Annotated in this window: 22 protein-coding genes and 7 pseudogenes; 21 read left to right on the top strand and 8 right to left on the bottom strand. The window is 47.0% G+C overall.

All coding sequences use genetic code 11. The features are described from left to right. Positions 1-5: 5 nt before the first annotated feature. The 4 genes and pseudogenes from nuoF to JCM10519_RS11030 form a co-directional block, all read right to left on the bottom strand. Positions 6-1,791: pseudogene (gene nuoF, locus JCM10519_RS11015) on the bottom strand (NADH-quinone oxidoreductase subunit NuoF). Positions 1,792-1,803: 12 nt separating this feature from the next. After that, positions 1,804-2,181, bottom strand: coding sequence for an NAD(P)H-dependent oxidoreductase subunit E (locus tag JCM10519_RS11020; protein ID WP_054739161.1), 378 nt, complete (start codon positions 2,179-2,181; stop codon positions 1,804-1,806). A 34-nt stretch (positions 2,182-2,215) separates the two neighbouring features. Continuing rightward, positions 2,216-2,773, bottom strand: coding sequence for an ATP-binding protein (locus JCM10519_RS11025; protein ID WP_054739162.1), 558 nt, complete (start codon positions 2,771-2,773; stop codon positions 2,216-2,218). An 11-nt stretch (positions 2,774-2,784) separates the two neighbouring features. Next, positions 2,785-3,312, bottom strand: coding sequence for an NAD(P)H-dependent oxidoreductase subunit E (locus JCM10519_RS11030; protein WP_347843871.1), 528 nt, complete (start codon positions 3,310-3,312; stop codon positions 2,785-2,787). Between the two features lie 180 nt (positions 3,313-3,492). Here JCM10519_RS11030 and JCM10519_RS11035 point away from each other — a divergent pair, with 180 nt between their 5' ends. The 11 genes and pseudogenes from JCM10519_RS11035 to JCM10519_RS11090 all read left to right on the top strand — a co-directional run bounded on the left by JCM10519_RS11035 (position 3,493) and on the right by JCM10519_RS11090 (position 10,375). After that, on the top strand, positions 3,493-3,843 hold the full coding sequence (locus tag JCM10519_RS11035) for a DRTGG domain-containing protein (RefSeq protein WP_054739169.1): 351 nt from the start codon (positions 3,493-3,495) through the stop codon (positions 3,841-3,843). Further along, positions 3,840-4,261 (top strand): annotated as a pseudogene (locus JCM10519_RS11040) (ATP-binding protein). The gene JCM10519_RS11035 and the pseudogene JCM10519_RS11040 overlap by 4 nt, the downstream one beginning before the upstream one ends. Positions 4,262-4,398: 137 nt before the next feature. Further along, positions 4,399-5,809: pseudogene (locus tag JCM10519_RS11045) on the top strand ([Fe-Fe] hydrogenase large subunit C-terminal domain-containing protein). Continuing rightward, positions 5,787-6,137, top strand: a complete 351-nt coding sequence (locus JCM10519_RS11050) for a hypothetical protein (protein ID WP_054739176.1) — start codon at positions 5,787-5,789, stop codon at positions 6,135-6,137. The pseudogene JCM10519_RS11045 and the gene JCM10519_RS11050 overlap by 23 nt, the downstream one beginning before the upstream one ends. A 43-nt stretch (positions 6,138-6,180) precedes the next feature. After that, the gene (locus JCM10519_RS11055) at positions 6,181-6,684 is read left to right on the top strand and encodes a phosphoesterase (RefSeq protein ID WP_347843872.1); all 504 of its coding nucleotides are present in this window, start codon (positions 6,181-6,183) and stop codon (positions 6,682-6,684) included. A gap of 329 nt (positions 6,685-7,013) precedes the next feature. After that, positions 7,014-7,508 carry a polysaccharide deacetylase family protein gene (locus JCM10519_RS11060; RefSeq protein ID WP_347843873.1) on the top strand — a complete coding sequence of 165 codons (495 nt, stop codon included), beginning with the start codon at positions 7,014-7,016 and terminating at the stop codon, positions 7,506-7,508. Beyond that, a complete protein-coding gene (locus JCM10519_RS11065) occupies positions 7,489-7,941 on the top strand; it encodes a polysaccharide deacetylase family protein (RefSeq protein WP_054739180.1) in 453 nt (150 codons plus the stop codon). The genes JCM10519_RS11060 and JCM10519_RS11065 overlap by 20 nt, the downstream gene beginning before the upstream one ends. 465 nt (positions 7,942-8,406) lie before the next feature. Beyond that, positions 8,407-8,781, top strand: coding sequence for a GntR family transcriptional regulator (locus JCM10519_RS11075; protein ID WP_054739189.1), 375 nt, complete (start codon positions 8,407-8,409; stop codon positions 8,779-8,781). Next, positions 8,778-9,486 (top strand): annotated as a pseudogene (locus JCM10519_RS11080) (ABC transporter ATP-binding protein). Before JCM10519_RS11075 ends, JCM10519_RS11080 begins: the two are co-directional and overlap by 4 nt. A gap of 17 nt (positions 9,487-9,503) precedes the next feature. Beyond that, entirely contained in the window at positions 9,504-9,833 is a 330-nt protein-coding gene (locus JCM10519_RS11085; protein ID WP_054739191.1) for a hypothetical protein, read from the top strand. Continuing rightward, positions 9,782-10,375 carry a hypothetical protein gene (locus JCM10519_RS11090; protein WP_347843874.1) on the top strand — a complete coding sequence of 198 codons (594 nt, stop codon included), beginning with the start codon at positions 9,782-9,784 and terminating at the stop codon, positions 10,373-10,375. The genes JCM10519_RS11085 and JCM10519_RS11090 overlap by 52 nt, the downstream gene beginning before the upstream one ends. A gap of 390 nt (positions 10,376-10,765) precedes the next feature. On the opposite strand, the pseudogene JCM10519_RS11095 reads toward JCM10519_RS11090, so the two are convergent. Together JCM10519_RS11095 and JCM10519_RS28965 are read right to left on the bottom strand one after the other, a co-directional pair. After that, positions 10,766-11,970 (bottom strand): annotated as a pseudogene (locus JCM10519_RS11095) (class I SAM-dependent rRNA methyltransferase). 14 nt (positions 11,971-11,984) lie between these two features. Next, on the bottom strand, positions 11,985-12,935 hold the full coding sequence (locus JCM10519_RS28965) for a DUF4430 domain-containing protein (protein WP_347843875.1): 951 nt from the start codon (positions 12,933-12,935) through the stop codon (positions 11,985-11,987). Between the two features lie 196 nt (positions 12,936-13,131). Between JCM10519_RS28965 and JCM10519_RS28970 the strand changes: the two genes are divergently transcribed. The 7 genes and pseudogenes from JCM10519_RS28970 (at position 13,132) to JCM10519_RS11130 (ending at position 16,757) form a co-directional block, all read left to right on the top strand. Then, positions 13,132-13,344, top strand: a complete 213-nt coding sequence (locus tag JCM10519_RS28970) for a hypothetical protein (protein WP_347843876.1) — start codon at positions 13,132-13,134, stop codon at positions 13,342-13,344. A gap of 216 nt (positions 13,345-13,560) precedes the next feature. Beyond that, positions 13,561-13,746, top strand: a complete 186-nt coding sequence (locus tag JCM10519_RS28975) for a hypothetical protein (RefSeq protein ID WP_347843877.1) — start codon at positions 13,561-13,563, stop codon at positions 13,744-13,746. A gap of 71 nt (positions 13,747-13,817) precedes the next feature. Then, positions 13,818-14,075 carry a hypothetical protein gene (locus tag JCM10519_RS28980; protein ID WP_347843878.1) on the top strand — a complete coding sequence of 86 codons (258 nt, stop codon included), beginning with the start codon at positions 13,818-13,820 and terminating at the stop codon, positions 14,073-14,075. Beyond that, complete coding sequence (hisH, locus tag JCM10519_RS11115) at positions 14,005-14,424, top strand: imidazole glycerol phosphate synthase subunit HisH (RefSeq protein ID WP_347843879.1); 420 nt, start codon at positions 14,005-14,007, stop codon at positions 14,422-14,424. The genes JCM10519_RS28980 and hisH overlap by 71 nt, the downstream gene beginning before the upstream one ends. An 11-nt stretch (positions 14,425-14,435) precedes the next feature. Next, the gene (gene hisF, locus JCM10519_RS11120) at positions 14,436-15,197 is read left to right on the top strand and encodes an imidazole glycerol phosphate synthase subunit HisF (protein ID WP_054739200.1); all 762 of its coding nucleotides are present in this window, start codon (positions 14,436-14,438) and stop codon (positions 15,195-15,197) included. 38 nt (positions 15,198-15,235) lie between these two features. Continuing rightward, positions 15,236-15,910 (top strand): uracil-DNA glycosylase, encoded by a 675-nt coding sequence (ung, locus tag JCM10519_RS11125; RefSeq protein WP_054739203.1) that lies wholly within the window; start codon positions 15,236-15,238, stop codon positions 15,908-15,910. Between the two features lie 18 nt (positions 15,911-15,928). Continuing rightward, positions 15,929-16,757 (top strand): annotated as a pseudogene (locus tag JCM10519_RS11130) (undecaprenyl-diphosphate phosphatase). A gap of 66 nt (positions 16,758-16,823) precedes the next feature. On the opposite strand, the gene JCM10519_RS11135 reads toward JCM10519_RS11130, so the two are convergent. Both JCM10519_RS11135 and JCM10519_RS11140 read right to left on the bottom strand, forming a co-directional pair. Next, the gene (locus JCM10519_RS11135) at positions 16,824-17,093 is read right to left on the bottom strand and encodes a phosphocarrier protein HPr (RefSeq protein ID WP_054739204.1); all 270 of its coding nucleotides are present in this window, start codon (positions 17,091-17,093) and stop codon (positions 16,824-16,826) included. 325 nt (positions 17,094-17,418) lie between these two features. Next, positions 17,419-18,450: pseudogene (locus JCM10519_RS11140) on the bottom strand (3-deoxy-7-phosphoheptulonate synthase). Positions 18,451-18,599: 149 nt separating this feature from the next. Between JCM10519_RS11140 and JCM10519_RS11145 the strand changes: the two are divergent. The 3 genes from JCM10519_RS11145 to JCM10519_RS28990 are packed head-to-tail and all read left to right on the top strand — an operon-like array spanning position 18,600 to position 19,722. Beyond that, entirely contained in the window at positions 18,600-18,911 is a 312-nt protein-coding gene (locus JCM10519_RS11145) for a hypothetical protein (RefSeq protein WP_347843880.1), read from the top strand. A gap of 30 nt (positions 18,912-18,941) precedes the next feature. Further along, positions 18,942-19,343 carry a hypothetical protein gene (locus JCM10519_RS28985; RefSeq protein WP_347843881.1) on the top strand — a complete coding sequence of 134 codons (402 nt, stop codon included), beginning with the start codon at positions 18,942-18,944 and terminating at the stop codon, positions 19,341-19,343. Continuing rightward, a complete protein-coding gene (locus JCM10519_RS28990) occupies positions 19,309-19,722 on the top strand; it encodes an SIS domain-containing protein (RefSeq protein WP_347843882.1) in 414 nt (137 codons plus the stop codon). Before JCM10519_RS28985 ends, JCM10519_RS28990 begins: the two co-directional genes overlap by 35 nt. Positions 19,723-19,819: the final 97 nt, after the last annotated feature.

Genomic DNA, 19,819 nt, shown 5'->3' on the forward strand with positions numbered 1-19,819 from the left:
CTCCATTATTTCTTGTAGACAGCGTCAAACTTACATTTCTCCATACATACGCCGCACTTGATGCACTTCTCAGGATCAATGACATGTGGGTTCTTAACGGAACCGGAGATAGCGTTAGCCGGACAGTTTCTGGCACAAAGGGTACAGCCCTTACATTTCTCAGCATCAATATGGTAGGAGAGAAGCGCCTTGCACACACCAGCCGGACATGTCTTGTCGATAATATGGGCATTATATTCGTCGCGGAAGAACTTAAGGGTTGACAGAACCGGGTTTGGCGCTGTCTGGCCTAATCCGCAGGCAGAGTTTTCCTTTACATAGTAGCACAGCTCTTCCAGACGGTCTAAATCTTCCAGTTTGGCTTGTCCCTTGGTGATTTTTTCGAGGATCTCCAGCATACGTTTTGTACCGATGCGGCATGGCGTACATTTTCCGCAGGATTCTTCTACGGTGAATTCCAGGAAGAATTTTGCGATATCAACCATACAGTCGGTTTCATCCATTACGATCAGACCACCGGAGCCCATCATGGAGCCGATTGATATCAGGTTGTCGTAATCGATAGGAATGTCGTAATGTTCCATTGGGATACAGCCGCCGGATGGTCCGCCGGTCTGGGCAGCCTTGAACTTTTTGCCGTTTGGAATGCCGCCGCCGATTTCTTCGATGATCTCACGTAGAGTAGTTCCCATAGGAACTTCTACCAGTCCGGTGTTATGGATCTTTCCGCCTAAAGCGAATACCTTTGTTCCCTTGGATTTTTCAGTACCCATGGAAGCAAACCATTCTGATCCGTTTAAGATAATCTGAGGAATATTTGCATAAGTTTCAACATTATTTAAGATGGTTGGCTTGCCGAATAAACCTTTCTGTGCCGGGAACGGAGGACGCGGCCTTGGCTCTCCGCGGTTGCTTCGATGGAAACCATAAGGGCAGTTTCTTCGCCGCATACGAATGCACCGGCACCTAAACGAAGGTCAATGTCAAAGGAGAATCCTGATCCAAAGATATCGTCGCCTAAAAGCTCCATCTCTCTGGCCTGGTCAATGGCGATTTTTAAACGCTGTACGGCGATCGGATACTCAGCACGCACGTAGATATAACCCTGGGAAGCGCCGATTGCGTAGCCGGCAATGGTCATAGCCTCCAAAAGGGCATGAGGATCACCCTCTAATACGGAACGGTCCATGAATGCGCCTGGATCGCCCTCGTCTGCGTTACAACAGACATACTTCTGGTCCGCATCGTTTTGCCTGGCCAGTTTCCATTTGAGGCCGGTAGGGAAACCTGCGCCGCCTCGCCCTCTTAATCCGCTGTCTAAAAGAGTCTGGATCACCTCGTCTGGAGTCATCTCGTAAGAACCTTACCAAGGGCCTGATATCCGCCGGTACCAATGTATTCTTCGATTTCTTCCGGGTTGATGACACCGCAGTTGCGCAGAGCAATTCTGTGCTGTTTCTTATAGAAGTCTGTATCACTTAAAGCCTTAATGCCAGCCGGAGTCACTGTCTCATCATAAAGCAGTCTTTCCACCGGACGGCCTTTTAATAAGTGCTCGGATACGATTTCTGTAATATCATCTTCTTTTACCATTGCATAGAAGGTGGCATCCGGATAAATGATCATGATCGGGCCTAAAGCGCAAAGGCCGTGGCAGCCGGTCTGTACAACGGATACTTCCTGATCCAATCCCTGTTTCTTTAGCTCATCTCTTAATTTAACCATAATCTGCTGGCTTCCGGAGGAAGTACATCCTGTGCCGCCGCAAACCAATACATGTGAACGATACATCCTGTTCCCTCCTTATTTGATGTCAGCTGAAGCCAACGTGTAGTTTTGAACAATATGGCCACCAAGTAAATGCTCTTTATAAACTTCTTCTGCTTTTTCAGGGGTCATCTTGATATAAGTAACTTTTTCTTTCCCAGGTTCCAGAATCTCAACGATCGGTTCATACTGGCATAAGCCGATGCATCCGGTCTGGGTAACGGAAAAACGGTCTGTCATCTGGTTTTCCTGAACCAGGTTTGACAATGTATTAAGAACAGGTCTTGCACCGCTGGCAATTCCGCATGTAGCCATGCCTACCAGAATGCGTGTGCGTCCGTGGTCTTCGCCGCGCATGCTGACCTGACCCTGCATCTTTTCTCGGATTGCTTTTAATTCTTCAAGAGTCTTCATGTTATTCCTCCAATTCAACTTTGATCCGACGGGCCTAAATGGCCGCGCCTCCGTCTGTTTCCAATTTGTTTTCACTGAGATATTCCTTTATGTAAGCCGATACCTCTGGGGTATCAAAGGGGATATCTCCTAAAATCTCGCGGAAGTTTCTGGTATCCAGCTCAAATGACGCCTGGTTGTAACGATAGATATAGAGAAAGTCTGTGTCCGGATGACAGGTGATAAGGGTTTCAATGGTACTGTTTATATCACCAAGGGGCATACGGTCGATATGGGATAGTCCAAAAACAGCGGTTACCACCGTTCCGGTTCCCAGCTCTGACTCAATGGAAAAACTTCCGCCTGTGCTTTCCGCCGCATATTTGAAAAACGGAACGCCAAGGCCCACCTTTCTGGTTTCTCTGGTGGTAAAAAAGGGATCAGTCACCTGATGCACCTGCTCCTTTGTCATGCCGCAGCCGTTGTCCTTAATGGTGACAATCAGCTTATCTGCCCCAGAATCAACAGATACAAGAATGGTAACCAGGGTAGCCCCTGCCCGTGTGGAGTTTTCCGCCACATCCAGAATATTTAAAGAAATCTCTGTCATCATAAGCGTAATTTTTATTCGTACTTAGCAAGAATATCAGGAACATCGTCAGCGGTCAGCCTGCCGTAAACTTCCCCGTTCACCATCATGACGGGAGCCAGGCCGCAGGCACCTACGCAGCGGCAGGAATCAAGAGAATACTTTCCATCCGGTGTGCATTCACCGTTGGTAATTCCAAGGATTTCTTCAATCTTATGGAAGATGTCTCCGGAACCCTTTACATAACATGCAGTTCCAAGACAGACGGATATCTGGTACTTGCCCTTTGGCTGAAGTGCGAACTGGGCATAGAAAGTTGCAACACCATAAATTTTCTCAAGCGGTATGCCCGTTTCATCAGAAATTATGGTCTGGACTTCAATTGGAAGATAGCCATAAATCTCCTGTGCCTTTTGCATGATAGGCATGAGAGATCCCTTTGTGTCTCTTAGCAGGGCGATTGCTTCTTTTAAAGCAGCTTCCTGCTCCTTTGTCCCATTAAACTGGACGCCTTGTTTTTTTACAAGCCATTTGATAACCTCCTTAAAATGTTGCTTATGCAATGTATCTGATATTTTATCATGTTATTGAGAAAAAAATCTATAGTTTAATCAATATTCGACAAAAAAAATAACAATCCTTCCGTGTAATATTTCTATACCTGACGTGCTATTTATGATATAATGATCAAAAATGATATGAATTGCGTGAATTGAGTGAATGAAGGAAAGGGGAGCGTCAATATGACAGTAAAAGATGTGAGAGATACACTTGGTGCCCGGGTGCTGGCAGGAGAGGATCATCTGGATGAGGAGGTCCGGAGTGCCTGCGGATCTGATATGATGAGCGATGTTCTGGCATTTTCCAAGGATCATTCAGTTCTTCTTACAGGACTTTGCAATCCTCAGGTGATCCGTACGGCGGAGATGCTTGACATTGTCTGTATCGTGTTTGTCAGAGGCAAGATGCCGGATGAGTCCATGCTTTTGATGGCGGAGGAACGGGGTCTCATCATTCTGTCCACCGGGCACCGCATGTTCTCGGCCTGCGGCATGCTTTATGAGGCCGGGCTCCATGGAGGTGCGGTTTCATGACGGATATGATAACGTTTCACTACAGGATTTCTCCCGACGATTTTACAAGGGCGGGAGAAGCCAGCAGTGATGTAAAGAGCAAGCTGAAAAAGATGGGGGTCACCCCGGAAGCTGTGCGCAAGGTGGCCATTGCCATGTATGAGGGGAGATCAACATGGTAATCCACGCGCAAGGGGGAGAAATAACCGTTAACATAACTCCGGACCGGATCGAGATGATCCTGGCTGATGTGGGCCCCGGAATACCGGATATCGGTTTGGCCATGCAGGCAGGATATTCCACTGCGCCGGACGCGGTGCGTTCCCTTGGCTTTGGAGCCGGAATGGGGCTTCCGAATATGAAAAGGTATTCGGATGAGATGGAGATCGATACGGTAATAGGAAAAGGAACGACCATTTATATGGTGGTGTATATATAACGCCGCCAAAGCGTGCAGAAACACCCTTCGGGTATACCTTTATGCCCAGAGGACGTGGGCGATAATGTGGAAACACCCTTCGGGTATACCTTTATGCCCAGAGGGCGTGGGCGATAATGCGGAAATGAGGTAAAAAGGTGGATAAATTTTATCATTCGGTAAGGCTTGATGAAGAGCTATGCATGGGGTGCATCAATTGCATCAAACGGTGCCCTACCCAGGCCATCAGGGTGAGAAACGGGAAGGCACAGATCAACAGTAAATTCTGCATTGACTGCGGGGAGTGCATCAGGGTATGTCCTCATCATGCAAAACATGCCACATATGACAAGCTGGAGGCTATGAAACAGTATGAATATACGGTGGCATTGCCGCCGCCGTCCCTGTACAGCCAGTTTAACAATCTGGATGACGTGAATATTGTCTTAAATGCCTTCTTATGATGGGATTTGATGATGTATTTGAAGTAAGTGCGGCGGCGGAGCTGGTAAGCGAGGCTACCAGGGAGTATTTAAGTGAAAATCCGGACAAGCTTCCGGCCATCAGCACTGCCTGCCTTCTGTGGTGCGGCTCATCCGGGTCCGGTTTCCAAACCTGATCCCAAACCTGCTGCCTTTAATTCCTCCGGTGGAGGTGGCTGCCATTCTTGCGGCCAGGAAAGCCATGGAAAAGACCGGCCTTGAAAGGGAAAAGATCGGAATCATTTTCATTTCCCCCTGTCCTTCCAAGGTCACCTATGTAAAGTCTCCTCTGGGAACGGAGCACAGTGAGGTGGATAAGGTGTTTGCCATAAAAGATTTGTATCCCCAGCTTTTGTCCTGCATGAAGGCGGTGGGAGATGATCCGCCGGAGATCGGGACCTCAGGTAAAATCGGAGTCAGCTGGGGGCGCAGCGGCGGAGAGGCAAGCGGCCTGTTTACTGAAGATTATCTGGCAGCAGATGGAATTGAAAATGTCATCCGGGTCCTTGAGGATATGGAGGATCAGAAATTTACGAATCTGAAATTTGTGGAGCTGAGCGCCTGCAACGGCGGCTGCGTGGGCGGCGTGCTCACAGTGGAAAACCCCTATGTAGCAGAGGTTAAGCTGAAACGGCTCCGGAAGTACATGCCTGTGGCAAGGAACCATATGCACGCAGAGGCAGAGGAACTGGTGAAGTGGACCAAGGCGGTTCAATATGAACCGGTGTTTAATTTAGGTGAAACCATGATGGAAAGCTTTGCACGGCTTAACCAGGTGGAAAGACTTTTGAAGAAGCTTCCCGGCTTAGACTGCGGCTCCTGCGGGGCGCCTACCTGCAAGGCCCTTGCTGAGGACATCGTGCGGGGAGAGGCAGTGGAATCGGACTGCGTCTATTTCCTCAGGGACAATGTGCATAAGCTGTCAGAGGAGGTTTCCAGACTGGCGGCCGGTATCGTGGAAGGCGACAGGGACAGTTATGAGAAATTCAAGGTCATGACAAAGTACATCGAAAGAATTTCTGATGAGATGACTCAGCTTGACAGAAAAGAGGGGAGAAAACGAAATGACCGTAAGAGAATTGATTGACAGCAATTTATTTGAAGTGATAAATGCAGGAGAAGAGCTTGACCGTGAGATAAAAAAGCCCTTTTGCTGTGATTTGTTAAGCATTGCAATGGGAAGAGCAGAAGAGGGGTGCGCATGGGTAACGGTGATGGGAAACATAAACACCCTTGCAGTAGCCTCTCTTGCCGACGCCGCCTGCGTGATCATGGCAGAAGGAACTGTTCTTGACGAAGCGGCTGTAAAAAAGGCGGCGGACCAGGAGATCACGGTTTTAAAAACAGAGCTGCCCATCTTTGAGGCTGCCCTGGTGATTTATCAAAGGCTGCCTCATGATGAACCTCACCTATGATCTTCATATTCATTCCTGCTTATCACCGTGCGGGGATGATGATATGACACCGGCAAATATTGTGGGAATGGCCGCCTTAAAAGGACTTGACGTGATTGCGGTGACGGATCATAATTCTTGCAAAAATTGTCCGGCTGTGCTGCATTTTGCAAAGGAATACGGAATTGTTGCCCTGCCGGGCATGGAGGTCTGTACATCAGAGGAGGTACATGCGGTATGTCTGTTTGACCACCTTGATAAGGCCATGGAGTTTGATGAGTACGTGTATGAACGGCTGATGGCATTTCCCAATAATGAGGAAATATTTGGAAAGCAGCAGATATATAATAAGGAAGATGTCCTATGCGGAACAGTGCCCAATCTTCTTATTAACAGCGTAGACATCTCTTTTGACCAGCTATGGGGTCTGGCCCGGTCTTATGGAGGCGTCATGTTTCCCGCCCATATTGACAAATCTGCCAACAGCCTGATCTCCAACTTAGGCTTTGTGCCTCCTGACAGTCAGTTTGCCACGGCGGAGGTAAAAGACTTAAAAAAAGCTTCATGAGCTTAGGAAAAACAACCCTTATCTGGAGGGCTGCCGGATCATCAGCAATTCAGATGCCCATTATTTGAAGGACATTAATGAGCCAGGGCTGACAATCCAGGCAGAAGAAAAAAAGCATAGAGGCAGTGGTTCGGGCGCTTTTGCACCATTAGACTTTTTTTATTTAAGTTTGGAAATTTTCTTTCAATTTCTTCCTGTTTCCTGTATAGTAGTGGTTAGTATCCGTGAAACACCCTGCGGATATACCTTTATGCCCAAAAAGCATGGGCAAAAATGGGGAAAGGAGAGATGCAGCATGAAAAAAATTATTACAATGGGGCTTCGGCCTGATGGCCGTGGCACTTGTGACAGCGTTCGTACCAGCGACACCGTTTCCTTCCATGGCGGATGAAGCGGAGTCTGGCCAGGAGGCAACGGAAGTACGGAATGGCTGGATAGATGAAAACCTGGGCCCTGGTGTAGCCAGGTGGGTAGATGGAAATGGAAATATTTCAGAGCAGCCGGGAAAGCAGGAGGAAGACGGGTCTGGTGGTGAGAGCCAGAGCAGCGCAAAAACCCAGGACACAAATGCCGGAGCTGCAGCAGAGGGGCAGCAGGAAGCCGCTTCAGAAGAAAGCCAGGAACAGACGGAGACAGGACGCCAGATCGACCCTTCAAGGCCTATGGTAGCTCTGACCTTTGATGACGGGCCTTTCGCTCCCGTGGGAAATCAGATTATGGATTGTCTGGCCCAGTACGGCGGAAAGGCCACGTTTTTTTGTAGTGGGCAGCCGGGTTTCCTCTTATGGGACGGAACTGCAGCGCATGGTTGCAGAAGGGCATGAAATCGGAAATCACACTTACGAGCACAAAAACCTGACCAAATTAAGCGGAGCCCAGATCCAGAGCCAGATCAACCTTTGCAATGACGCGGTACAAGCTGCCACCGGAGTCAGGCCTTCCCTGGTAAGAACACCGGGAGGAGCAAAAAATGGTACGGTCCTTGCCAATGTACACGCTCCTGTGATTATGTGGAGCATTGATACACGGGACTGGAAGACGCGAAATGCCAGTAAGACGGTAAATGCGGTAATGAGCCAGGTTCGGGATGGAGATATCGTTCTGATGCATGAGCTTTATTCCCAGAGCGGAGCGGCTGCCCTTGAAATCATTCCCAGACTTACGGAGGCAGGTTACCAGCTTGTCACGGTAAGCGAGATGGCCGCGCTCCGGGGAGGAGTTGCCCCAGGCGGAGTTTATTTTCACTTTTATCCATAAAGGATGAAGGAACTGCAGAGATTTTAAACGAATCAGGCAGGGGCGCGGATTGCGAATATCCCCTTGACTAAGGAATTGAAGATGTTTGAACATCCATATCAACCATGTGGGTGTTCAAACATTTTTTTGTTCAGATACTGACTGCCATCAGTAATGTCATTAACACCAGGCAGGCGGAGTTTACTGATAAGGAATGCGTAATCATGAAGCAGCATTCTTTTATTCGTGAAAACCAATTTGATTTTTCAGATGCCCACATAGTCATCAGCTTAAGCCATGAAGGGAGTATGGGATAAACAAGTTTTGGCAATAGTTTGAAAAGCAATAGTCAAGCAGATATTCGCAATCCGCGACCCTGCTTACTTGATTCGGTTAAAAAAAATTATTGACAAATATGCAAAATGATTGTATTATTGTATTAAACGATTAGTACAACAATACAATAATACAAAAGGAGGCGGTATCATGATCTGGAAACTGACCGATGACCGGCCGATCTGGATACAACTTGTGGATCAGCTCACTTTGCGCATCGTGTCCGGTGTATATGCATCCGGCGCGGCTGTGCCAACGGTACGTGCACTGGCCAGCGAGGCGGGTGTTAACCCGAATACGATGCAGCGTGCACTGGCGGAGTTAGAAAGCAGGGGTTTGGTAGAAACGCGCCGCACAGCAGGGCGGATGGTTACAGAGGATTTATCACTCATCCGCAGCGTGCGGGAGGAGCTTGCCCATGGGCGGATGGAGGAATTTCTTGCGTCCATGCGTGCCCTGGGCTATACCGATGAACAAACCCGCCAGCTGCTTGCAGCATGGGATAAAAAGGAGGAACATTTATGAATCAGGAACTTATTACTGCGCGCGGCCTGACTAAGATTTACAGCTCAAAGCCCGCGCTGGACCATATTGATCTGACGGTAGGACGTGGCCGCATTGTCGGCCTTCTGGGTCCAAACGGCTCAGGCAAGACCACCTTTATCAAGCTTTTATGCGGACTCTTACAGCCCACATCCGGTACGCTGGAGGTAAACGGCAATGCGCCCGGCGTGGAAACCAAGTCAGTTATTTCTTACCTGCCAGACCGCATGTATTTTGCCGACTGGATGAAGGCCTGTGACTTAACAGACTTTTTTTGCCGATTTTTATGTGGATTTTGACCGTGCAAAGGCATTGGAAATGTTTGGGGCTCTTGGCATCCGGCCAAGTGACCGGCTCAAGACCATGTCTAAGGGTACGAAAGAAAAGGTGCAGCTTGCACTTATCATGAGCCGTAAGGCACAGCTTTACCTCCTTGACGAACCCATCGGCGGCGTTGACCCGGCAGCACGTGACTTCATCCTGAACACGATTCTGACCAACTATAACGAAAATGGCACGGTTATGCTGTCCACACACCTGATTTCTGATATTGAGCGCGTGCTGGATGAGGCCATTTTTCTGCAAAACGGCAAGGTTGTGCGCCACGACACTGTGGATAACATCCGCGAGCAGGAAGGCAAGTCAGTGGATCAGCTGTTCCGCGAAATCTTCGCGTACGGAAGCTAAGAAAAGGAGGAAGTAAGATGTTTGGCAAACTTTGTAAATACGAATTTAAATCCATTGTGCGCACGCTTGCGCCAATTTATCTGGCGATTATCGCCATATCCATTCTCAATGCGTTTATGGGCGTAGGCTCGCTGGTCAACGGTTATTATAGCAACCTGATGTCTGGCTTAAGCTTTGGCCGCGGCATTTTGGGGCTTATTCAGACGGTCTCCGTAATCGCCTACTTCGGCGTTCTGATCGCGATGAGTGTACTGACGCTGATCGTTGTCATTCAGCGGTTTTATAAAGGACTTCTGTGCGACGAAGGCTATTTGATGTTTACCCTGCCGGTGAAGCCTGGCAGCTGATCGCAGCAAAGGGCACGGTAGCATTTGTGATGTCCATGGCCAGCATCCTGACGGCTATGGTATCCATTTTTATACTGGTGCTGGGCACAGCAGGTACCTCCAAGGTTTTTGCAGCAATTACCGATCCTCAGGTTTGGGCTGCCATCAACAGTGGGTTAGCTCAGGTTCCGTCCTGGCCGCTGCTTGTGTTTGAGATGATTATTCTGGCTATTACCAGTGGACTGGTACAGCTTTATCATATGTACTTTTCCATGGCACTGGGCCATCTGGCAAACAAGTACCGAGTAATGATGTCTGTTGTTGCCTTTATTGTTATATCTATGCTTTTTAGCTTTATTAACGGCTTCTTGATGATCGTACTGTCAAATGTACCATCCTTTCAATCGTTCTTCAACAGGATTGATACGATGCCCGGCGCAGAGGGGATTTCCTTAGTCATGCACCTGACCTTCATTGGTTCGGCTATTTACAACGTAATTCTGCTTGTAATATTCTTTTTCGGTACTGAGCGCATCTTGTCCAAGCGCCTCAATCTGGAGTAATTAAAAAAAAGTCTGAACATAAAAGCAACAAAAGAGGGTGCGCATAGTCAGTGACATTAAGCGAAAGGATGTATAAAATCAACAATTAAAAATCTTGCCTCGCAATTGATTAAAAAAATTAATTGTGAGGTATTTTTTATGATTTGGATCCATTCAAACCCTTTATTCAGGAATTACAGCAAGAGGTACCTGTCATAAAAATGATGGAGGTAGCTGACCCGCTATTTGCAAGAAAAAGCCAATGATAACGAGAGGTATAAATTGGGGGAAAAGGTGATGGTATTATGCAAGTGAGTGGTCGGGGGTATCCCAAAAGTTAAATTTAAAAATAACTTTTGGGATACCCCCGGCCGCTTGATTCAGAATGATAGAAGATAGGATGAAATCCGTTTATTTCTCATCACAAACCTGAAAAATATAAAATTTCAGGTAATAAGAGGTTTCGTCACCTGCCCACAGAATGGATGATCCGCCGCCTGGGTCCGGTATTCTACCTGGCGGAGCCGTTTATGGACGTTAGCGGCTGCCTCCCGGATGGTTTTAGTGAAAAGTTCAGGGGTCATGAAATGGGAGCAGGAGCAGGTAGCTAAATAACCGCCGTCCCTGACCAGCTTCATGCCGCGAAGATTGATTTCACGGTAGCCTTTTACTGCATTTTTTTACAGAGTTCCTGGATTTGGTGAAGGCAGGAGGATCCAGGATCACCACATCAAAGGTTTCCCCGTCTTTCTCCAGCTGGGGAAGAAGTTCAAAAACATCGGCACACTGAAAATCCACCCGGTCAGATAAGCCGTTTAATGCAGCATTTTCTTTTGCCTGGCGACGCCAAGCTCAGAGGCATCCACGCCAAGGACCTCTCTGGCTCCGGCAATGCCGGCATTTAAAGCAAAGGAACCGGTGTGAGTAAAGCAGTCTAAGACCCGCTTGTCTTTACATAAGCGCTGAATGGCAAGGCGGTTGTATTTCTGGTCAAGGAAAAATCCGGTCTTCTGGCCTTCCTGGACGTCAACCAGGTATTTAACACCATTTTCTGTGATTTTCACTTTCGTGTCAAAGGAAGGTCCGATGAAGTCCTTAAAGCGCTCCATGCCCTCCTGGAGGCGGACCTTGGCGTCGCTTCTTTCGTAAACACCGCGGATTTTTATTCCGTCTTCTTCCAGAACCTTTTTCAGCTTTTCCAGGATCACAGGCTTTAGCCGGTCAATGCCAAGGGCCAGGGATTCCACTACAAGGACATCGTCGAACTTGTCCACCACGATGCCGGGAAGGAAGTCGGCTTCTCCGAATATGAGGCGGCAGCTGGAAGTGTCCACAGTGGCCTTACGGTATTCCCATGCATTGCGGACCCGCATTTCCAGGAAGCTTTCGTTTATTGCTGTATCTTTTTTCCGGGACATGATGCGGACGGTTAACCTGGAATTGGTATTGATGAAGCCATGGCCCAGGAAATAGCCGTCAAAGTCCTCTACAGATACGAGATCACCGTTGGTATAATCTCCGGTGATGGTATCGATTTCATTGTCATAGATCCACAGGCCGCCGGCTTTTAATGAACGGCCTTCTCCTTTTTTTAATCTTACGGTTGCTGATTCCATAAGCATACACTCCTTTATTGATGAGATTGACCTCGTTTCAGCGAGGTGAGCAGCCGGTATAACGGCTGGAACAAAATGAGGGACAGAAAGAAATTCCCTGTTCCGTGGATGATATCGTATGGAATTCCTGCAGCCCACCAGGCCAGAGCTGCGCCAGGGCCTCCGGCAATGAAGTAGAACCCGGAGCAGAATAATCCAAACAACATTCCAAAGATTCCAGAAACCACGGATATGCCAAAAGTTTTTGGCGTTTTGTTTTTGTAAATCAAAAATACGGCGGCCGGGAGAATGGGCCACACATACAGATAGGAAAACCACCAGAGTCCGAAGCCGTAGACCAACCCTTCCAATACAACAAACACGTATAGGATGAGCCATACGTGTTTGCGGAATACGAGGGTGTATAAAATTAGAAGCAGGGATACCAGTTCTATGTTGGGAAGCCAGGACAAACTTACCTGGCTGACAAATAAAAGGGCTGAAAGCAGTGCGTCTAATACCAGTTCCCTGGTGGTAAACAGGGGATGGTTTTTCATGATTTTTTTAATTTCCTCAGAGGACAGGGTGTATTGAAAGGTATAGCGCTCTCCATCCTTGATGGCCTGCTGGCTCACTCCATAATTGCAAGGTTCCCCGTCGCAGAGAAGAGCCCAGTAAGCGCCGTCCTTTTGGTAGTCTGCCCGTTTTCCATTAATTGTAGTGACCATCAGGCCAAGTTCTTCGGAAGTGGTTCCATCGATTTGAAGGTTTGGTATGGATTTTAGCGCCTCTGAGAGAAACTGCGCTTCTGTAGTTATCTGGTAATGGTCCGTAACTCCGTTATCATATACCACTTCAATGGAAATGCTTTTTGGCCCAGCCATTGGAACCGGTTTTGTCAGGGTATATACGACCAACAGAAGTGCCAGGACCGCAATGGCGGCGCAGCCTCCCAAAAAGGGAGAAAGCCTCTTAAACTTATTCATAATCTGCTGACTTCCTTTTTTATTATTTGCCTCTTATTGAAACAAGAGGGTATGCAAGCATTCCTGAATCTGACTAAATGCTTGGATTAGTATAGCATATATCCATGGCAGGCCGCAAGAACAGAATTTCCATCTTTTCTTAAAATACCCTTTGATGTATAATAAATGGGTATTGTTTGGGAAAGAAGGTGGATAGATGACTGTGAATGAGCAGATTTTAGAAGAAATAGCAGCTTGTGAAAAGCTTTTGATCGGAATCGGTGAGGAATGGAAGGCAGAGGGAATACCGGATATGGAAAGTCTTTATGAGAAGATGAACGGACTCATAAAGGACAAGGATTATTTTATTGTAACCACAGTTACCGATGGAGAGATACTGAAATCTCCCTGGAACAGAGCCGGCTGGTAGCTCTGCGGGAACGAGACATGGAAGCAGTGCTCCAAATCCTGTACAAAAGATATATGGGAGCCGGATGAGATTCCCCAGGATGTCTGTCCTCATTGCGGGGCTCCTCTTACGGGAAATACCATAGAGGCAGAGGATTACATAGAAGAGGGCTACCTTCCCCAGTGGAAGGCCTATACCACGTGGCTGGCAGGGACTCTTAATAAAAAGCTGCTGGTTTTGGAACTGGGGGCAGGCTTTAAGACTCCTACGGTCATCCGCTGGCCCTTTGAGAAAACCGTGTCCATAAACAATAAGGCCCATATGTACCGGATTCACGGGAAGTTTGCCCAGCTGCCGGAAACTGTAAAGGGAAAGGCTGATGCTGTTTTAGAGAATTCTACGGAATTCTTTCGGAAATTGTAGCCTTATTTTTCGTTGTACATTACACGTTACTGTGTTAAAATGTTGGAAAAAGGCGTAAAGAGGTGACGGCTATGATTGTGATAATCGACTACGATGCTGGAAACTTAAAAAGTGTGGAGAAAGCCCTGACCGCGCTGGGAGAAAAGCCGGTGGTAAGCAGGGAAAAGGAAATCCTCCTTTCTGCGGACAAGGTGATTCTTCCGGGTGTTGGCTCCTTTGGCGATGCATGGAAAAGCTTCATCAATATGACTGGTGGATGTGATTCATCAGGTGGTTTCAAGAGGAACGCCTTTACTGGGGATATGCCTGGGACTTCAGCTTTTCTTTGAAAGCAGCACAGAGTGCGAAGGGGTCAGGGGACTTTCCCTGCTTCCGGGTAAGATTGTAAGATTTCCGCAGACGCCGGGGCTTAAAGTTCCTCATATGGGCTGGAACCGTCTGGATATAAAGCCTGATGCAAGACTTTTTAAAGGAATTGATTCCGGGGCATATGTGTATTTTGTCCATTCATATTATTTAGAGGCGGGACGGGAATCCGATGTGGCCGCATCTGCAGTCTATGGTATCAGGTTTGGGGCATCGGTGGAACGGGAAAATCTTTTTGCCTGCCAGTTCCATCCGGAGAAAAGCGGCGATACTGGGTTAAAGATTCTGAAAAATTTCATTGAATTGACTTAAGGAGGTGCCGGATGCTTACGAAGAGGATCATTCCATGCCTGGATGTAATGGACGGAAGAGTGGTAAAGGGTGTTAATTTCGTGAATTTAAAGGATGCCGGGGATCCGGTGGAGATTGCCGCGGCTTATGATAAGGCCGGTGCCGATGAGCTGGTATTTCTCGATATCACCGCCTCCTCTGATAACCGGAATACGGTGGTGGATATGGTGCGCCGGGTGGCGGAAAAGGTATTTATCCCCTTTACCGTTGGCGGTGGGATCCGCACGGTGGAGGATTTTAAAATGCTCTTAAGAGAAGGCGCGGATAAGATATCCATTAATTCTTCAGCCATCAACACCCCGCAGCTGATCTCCGAGGCAGCAGGCAAGTTCGGGCGTCAATGCGTGGTGGTTGCCATTGATGCCAGAAGGCGGATCGATGGAAGCGGATGGAACGTATATAAGAACGGAGGCAGGATCGATACCGGGCTGGATGCGGTGGAATGGGCTATGAAGGCAGATGGCCTTGGAGCAGGGGAGATCCTGCTTACCAGTATGGATTGTGACGGAACAAAGGCCGGATACGATGATGAGCTGAACCGTGTCATAGGGGAGAATGTTTCCGTGCCGGTGATCGCTTCAGGCGGTGCAGGCACTATGGAGCATTTCCATCACGCTCTGACATACGGAAAGGCAGATGCAGCTCTGGCGGCATCCCTGTTCCATTACAAGGAGCTGGAGATCATGGAATTAAAACGGTATTTAAAGGCAATGGAAGTACCGGTGAGGATTTAAAGATAAAAGTAAAACATGGAAAATGCAAAGGAGAAAGAATGGGAGCAATAGAGAACGACTGGCTGGAACCCTTAAGCGGAGAGTTTAAAAAGCCATATTACAGGGAACTTTATCAGAAGGTGAAGCATGAATATGAAATGACCCAGGTCTTTCCGGACCCAAACGACATTTTTAATGCATTTCAGTTCACGCCCCTTTCCAATGTAAAGGTAGTGATTTTAGGGCAGGATCCTTATCATAATAATGGGCAGGCCCACGGGCTGTGTTTTTCTGTAAAGCCTGATGTGGATATTCCCCCGTCCCTGGTGAATATTTATCAGGAGCTGCGGGAAGATTTAGGCTGTGAGATTCCGAATAACGGATATTTAAAAAAATGGGCTGACCAGGGGGTCATGCTCCTTAATACGGTGCTTACCGTGCGCGCCCATGCGGCCAATTCCCACCAGGGAATCGGATGGGAGACCTTTACGGATGCTGCCATAAAGATTTTAAATGAACAGGACCGGCCCATGGTATTCCTTTTATGGGGACGTCCGGCTCAGAATAAGAAGGTGATGCTCACAAATCCCAGGCACCTGATTTTAGAGGCGCCTCACCCCAGCCCTCTTTCCGCTTACCGGGGATTCTTCGGCTGTAAACACTTTAGCAGAACCAATGCTTATTTAAAGGAAAATGGGCTGGAGCCTATTGACTGGCAGATTGAAAATATTTAAAAAGACAGGGGAAAAGGAATGAATATCATTGAGATTTTAAAAGTAATTGTTCTTGGAATTGTGGAGGGATTTACAGAGTGGCTTCCCATAAGCAGTACAGGCATATGATCCTGGTGGATGAAATCATACACCTAAATCAGCCGACCGCTTTAAAACATGTTTTGGTGGTAATCCAGCTGGGGGCGATCCTGGCGGTTCTGGTTCTGTATTTTGATAAGCTCAACCCCTTTTCAACCAGGAAGAAACCGGCGCAGAATCAGGCGACCCTGATTCTCTGGTCAAAGATTATTTTAGCCTGTATTCCGGCCGCAGTAATCGGGCTCCTGGTAGATGATATCCTTGATGAGTATCTGATGAACGGCTATGTGGTGGCAGCGACCCTGATCCTTTATGGCGTGCTGTTTATCATCATAGAGAACCGGAACCAGTACCGGAGTTTTGAAGTACAGAAGGTGGGGGATATTTCGTACCAGACAGCTCTTTGGATCGGCCTGTTTCAGCTTTTAGCCCTGATTCCTGGTACCTCCCGTTCCGGCGCTACCATTCTCGGAGCATGATCCTGGGATGTTCCCGGGCAGCTTCTGCAGAGTTTTCCTTTTTCCTGGGAATCCCGGTGATGTTCGGAGCCAGCCTTTTAAAGGTTGTGAAATATGGACTGAATTTTACCGGTCCACAGATATTCTATCTGGTTTTAGGCATGGTGGTAGCTTTTGTTGTTTCTGTTTATTCTATTAAGTTCCTGATGGGATATATCAGACAGCATGATTTTAAATTCTTCGGATATTACAGAATTGTATTGGGCGCAGTAGTGTTTGTGTATTTTATCATTACGGCAATCCTTGGTTAAGGAAATAATGAAAAGAGAGTTGATGATCAGCGTTATGCTAATATCAACTCTCTTCTGGATGATAATTCATAAAGGTTCCTTTCTGACGGATAATGGCTGAAACAGCATTTCAATCCGTCCTTCGGCGGCCTGTTCATCAATGCCGTCGAAATGAAACTGTAAATTCCGGTTCTGTGTGTTAACCCCTTTTTTCATCTCGTCATAGTCCTTGACATTTACCTTTGTTAAACCGTAGTCAATATAAATATCACAGTCAAAGGAATTAGCGATTTTGATTAAGAGTGCGAGAGGGATAGGGGGGTAACGCAGCTGGATATCGACTTCAATGGTCCGCATACCCATACCTCCTTTTCTAAGCAGCCGGATAGGCCCGGCATGAACGTGTCAACAACTTCATAGAGGTTTATAGAGGTACCAACAGAATAAGATTCATTTTATTGATTGCAATTATATTTTACCATTTCTTATTAGAAAAACAAGAGAAAATTGAAAAAAATACTAATAACAGGCAGGGGATAAAAGGAAAAATCAGCAAAAATAAAGAGGGTGCCGCAAAATGCAAAGTTTCATCAAGACATGGCTTCTGGCCCTTTGGCTAATACCAATATCCTGTATAAAAAAATTATTTTACAACACCCTCAATTTAAATTAATATGAAATTTTATGCATTTTCAGCGATTTCATAGATCAGACGTTCGGAATCTTCCCAGCCCAGACAAGGATCGGTAATGGATTTTCCGTAGCAGTGTTCTCCTACCTTCTGGCTGCCCGGCTCAATGTAGCTTTCAATCATTAAGCCCTTTACCAGAGCCCGTATTTCAGGTGAATGCTTTCTGCTGTGAAGGACTTCCTTGGAAATACGAATCTGTTCCCTGTATTTTTTTTGTTGGAATTGGAGTGGTTGGTATCCACGATGCAGGCCGGATTCTGCAGATTGCGGCGGCTGTACATCTCATGGAGACGGAATAAGTCTTCAAAGTGGTAGTTGGGGATGCATTGGCCGTGTTTGTTGACAGCGCCCCTTAAAATGGTATGAGCCAGTGGATTGCCGTTGCTTCTTACTTCCCAGCCCCTATAGGTAAAATCATGGGCCTGCTGTGCGGCCACAACGGAATTGAGCATAACGGAAAGATCACCGCTGGTAGGATTTTTCATGCCAACGGCAACGTCACAGGCGCTGGAGGTCAGCCGGTGCTGCTGGTTTTCCACGGAACGGGCGCCAATGGCAATGTAGGACATAATATCATCAAGGTATCCCAGGTTTTCCGGATAAAGCATCTCATCGGCTGTGGATAAACCGGTTTCTAAGAATACTTTCATGTGCATTTTGCGGATAGCGATCAGGCCTTCCTTAAGATCAGGCTTCTTTTCCGGGTCAGGCTGGTGAAGCATTCCTTTGTATCCTTCGCCGGTGGTCCTTGGCTTGTTGGTATAAATTCTGGGAATGATGATCAGACGGTCTTTTGTTTTTTTCCTGAACCTTAACAAGACGGCTCACATAATCAGAAACAGACTCTTCATTGTCGGCGGAGCAGGGACCAATGATAACAAGGAATTTGTCGCTTTTCCCGGTAAGTACGCTTTTGATTGCCTGGTCTCGTTCTGTTTTGAGTACTTCTGCTGCTGGCGAAATTGGAAATTGTTTTTTGATCTCTTCCGGGCTCGGCAGATTGCTAATGTATTGAAATCCCATAATATCCTCCTGTGTATGTGCTTATTCTGTATTTTTTTCAGTTGATTATATAACAGAATGCAGGAAAAATCCAGTATTCATCGAAAATTTGGCAATGTGCTTCCCTAAAGTGTTTCTTTTTAACGAAAAATGGTGTATGATTGCATGGAATGAAAAGAGGAAGGATTGATTTCTATGGAACGATATTGGAATTGGCAGGGAAACTATATCGGTGTAAGGCAGAGGGATTATCTGGCTGCCTGCGACGGGAAAATTCTTGGAAAATTTTTGGTAAGGAAATATATGACCAAAATGGGTATTATATAGGTGAGGTGGGCAGAGGCGGCCGGCTGATCAAAAATAAAACCAAGGAAGATTTTCGCCGCCAGGGGTTCAGCGAGTATGTGAGAGGGACCATAACCGCACCTTTAAAGAACTGCGCTCCTTACCCTATGATCCAGGGGTATGAAGATTTTTTCTAATAGAAGAGAACTCAAAAAGAGGGAAGATAGATGGCAGGAATGGTAGATTTAAGCAAACTGACAGCAGGAAAGAACTTAACAGAAGTGGAAGACAGTGTTCTCCGCTACATCATTGATCACATGGATTCCATGCTGAAAATGGGAGTACGGGGAGTTGCAAAGGAAAATTTCACTTCCACTTCAACGATCATGCGCCTGACAAAAAAGCTGGGCTACAGCGGGTTTGTGGATATGTATTACAAGCTGCTTCCTCTTGTAAACAATGCCAGGGACAATGAGGACGCCGGCATGCAGTTTATCAACAGCTTTTGCACCAATTCCCTCTTAAAATACAATTCCTATGAGGATATCCAGGAATTTGCCAGGCGGATCAGCAGCTGGAGGGGGATACGTATTTTTGTATGCAACAGGTTTTTCCGCCATTCCGGTTGAATATCTGACAAAAAAGCTTCTGGTGCTTGGGATAAAATGCATTTATTCCAATGGAATGGATTCCATCGGAGTTTTTGAAAACAATCTGGAGAACATGAAAATGCTGATCGTGGTTTCCAGGTCCGGGGAAACGGACTGGGTGGCGGACCGGGTGAAAACTGCCGGGGAAAATGGTATTTTTACCGTGTCCTTTACCAATGAGGCGGAAAACCGGGTCAGCTCCATAACGGATATGCAGTTTCGAATAGAGGACAGCAATAAACTGGATGACAGAAACATGATGGCAAACACATTTTTCCCCAATGTGTTCATGCTAATGGAGATTCTGATTTATGAGTACCACAGGGTGCTTCAAAATATGGATAAAGAAGAAGGATAAAGGTTCCGGATAACGCTTAAAAGGGCGGTATCCGGGGCCTTTTTTTGAAACCTGTTACTACCTGGAATAACAGGTTCCTATCCTTTCCCAAAGTATA

The sequence above is a fragment of the Clostridium sp. NkU-1 genome, from assembly GCA_001312405.1.

What these genes read in the sequence shown, in the direction of transcription:
- JCM10519_RS11060 (WP_347843873.1), top strand. Translation starts at nt 7,014, where the DNA reads ATGGCCGTGGCACTTGTGACAGCGTTCGTACCAGCGACACCGTTTCCT.
- JCM10519_RS28965 (WP_347843875.1), bottom strand. Translation starts at nt 12,935, where the DNA reads ATGAATAAGTTTAAGAGGCTTTCTCCCTTTTTGGGAGGCTGCGCCGCC.
- hisF (WP_054739200.1), top strand. Translation starts at nt 14,436, where the DNA reads ATGCTTACGAAGAGGATCATTCCATGCCTGGATGTAATGGACGGAAGA.
- JCM10519_RS11055 (WP_347843872.1), top strand. Translation starts at nt 6,181, where the DNA reads ATGACACCGGCAAATATTGTGGGAATGGCCGCCTTAAAAGGACTTGAC.
- JCM10519_RS11020 (WP_054739161.1), bottom strand. Translation starts at nt 2,181, where the DNA reads ATGAAGACTCTTGAAGAATTAAAAGCAATCCGAGAAAAGATGCAGGGT.
- ung (WP_054739203.1), top strand. Translation starts at nt 15,236, where the DNA reads ATGGGAGCAATAGAGAACGACTGGCTGGAACCCTTAAGCGGAGAGTTT.
- JCM10519_RS28980 (WP_347843878.1), top strand. Translation starts at nt 13,818, where the DNA reads ATGATTGTGATAATCGACTACGATGCTGGAAACTTAAAAAGTGTGGAG.
- JCM10519_RS11145 (WP_347843880.1), top strand. Translation starts at nt 18,600, where the DNA reads ATGAAAAGAGGAAGGATTGATTTCTATGGAACGATATTGGAATTGGCA.
- JCM10519_RS11065 (WP_054739180.1), top strand. Translation starts at nt 7,489, where the DNA reads ATGGTTGCAGAAGGGCATGAAATCGGAAATCACACTTACGAGCACAAA.
- JCM10519_RS11035 (WP_054739169.1), top strand. Translation starts at nt 3,493, where the DNA reads ATGACAGTAAAAGATGTGAGAGATACACTTGGTGCCCGGGTGCTGGCA.
- JCM10519_RS11075 (WP_054739189.1), top strand. Translation starts at nt 8,407, where the DNA reads ATGATCTGGAAACTGACCGATGACCGGCCGATCTGGATACAACTTGTG.
- JCM10519_RS11025 (WP_054739162.1), bottom strand. Translation starts at nt 2,773, where the DNA reads ATGATGACAGAGATTTCTTTAAATATTCTGGATGTGGCGGAAAACTCC.
- JCM10519_RS11135 (WP_054739204.1), bottom strand. Translation starts at nt 17,093, where the DNA reads ATGCGGACCATTGAAGTCGATATCCAGCTGCGTTACCCCCCTATCCCT.
- JCM10519_RS11085 (WP_054739191.1), top strand. Translation starts at nt 9,504, where the DNA reads ATGTTTGGCAAACTTTGTAAATACGAATTTAAATCCATTGTGCGCACG.
- JCM10519_RS11050 (WP_054739176.1), top strand. Translation starts at nt 5,787, where the DNA reads ATGACCGTAAGAGAATTGATTGACAGCAATTTATTTGAAGTGATAAAT.
- JCM10519_RS28970 (WP_347843876.1), top strand. Translation starts at nt 13,132, where the DNA reads ATGACTGTGAATGAGCAGATTTTAGAAGAAATAGCAGCTTGTGAAAAG.
- JCM10519_RS28985 (WP_347843881.1), top strand. Translation starts at nt 18,942, where the DNA reads ATGGCAGGAATGGTAGATTTAAGCAAACTGACAGCAGGAAAGAACTTA.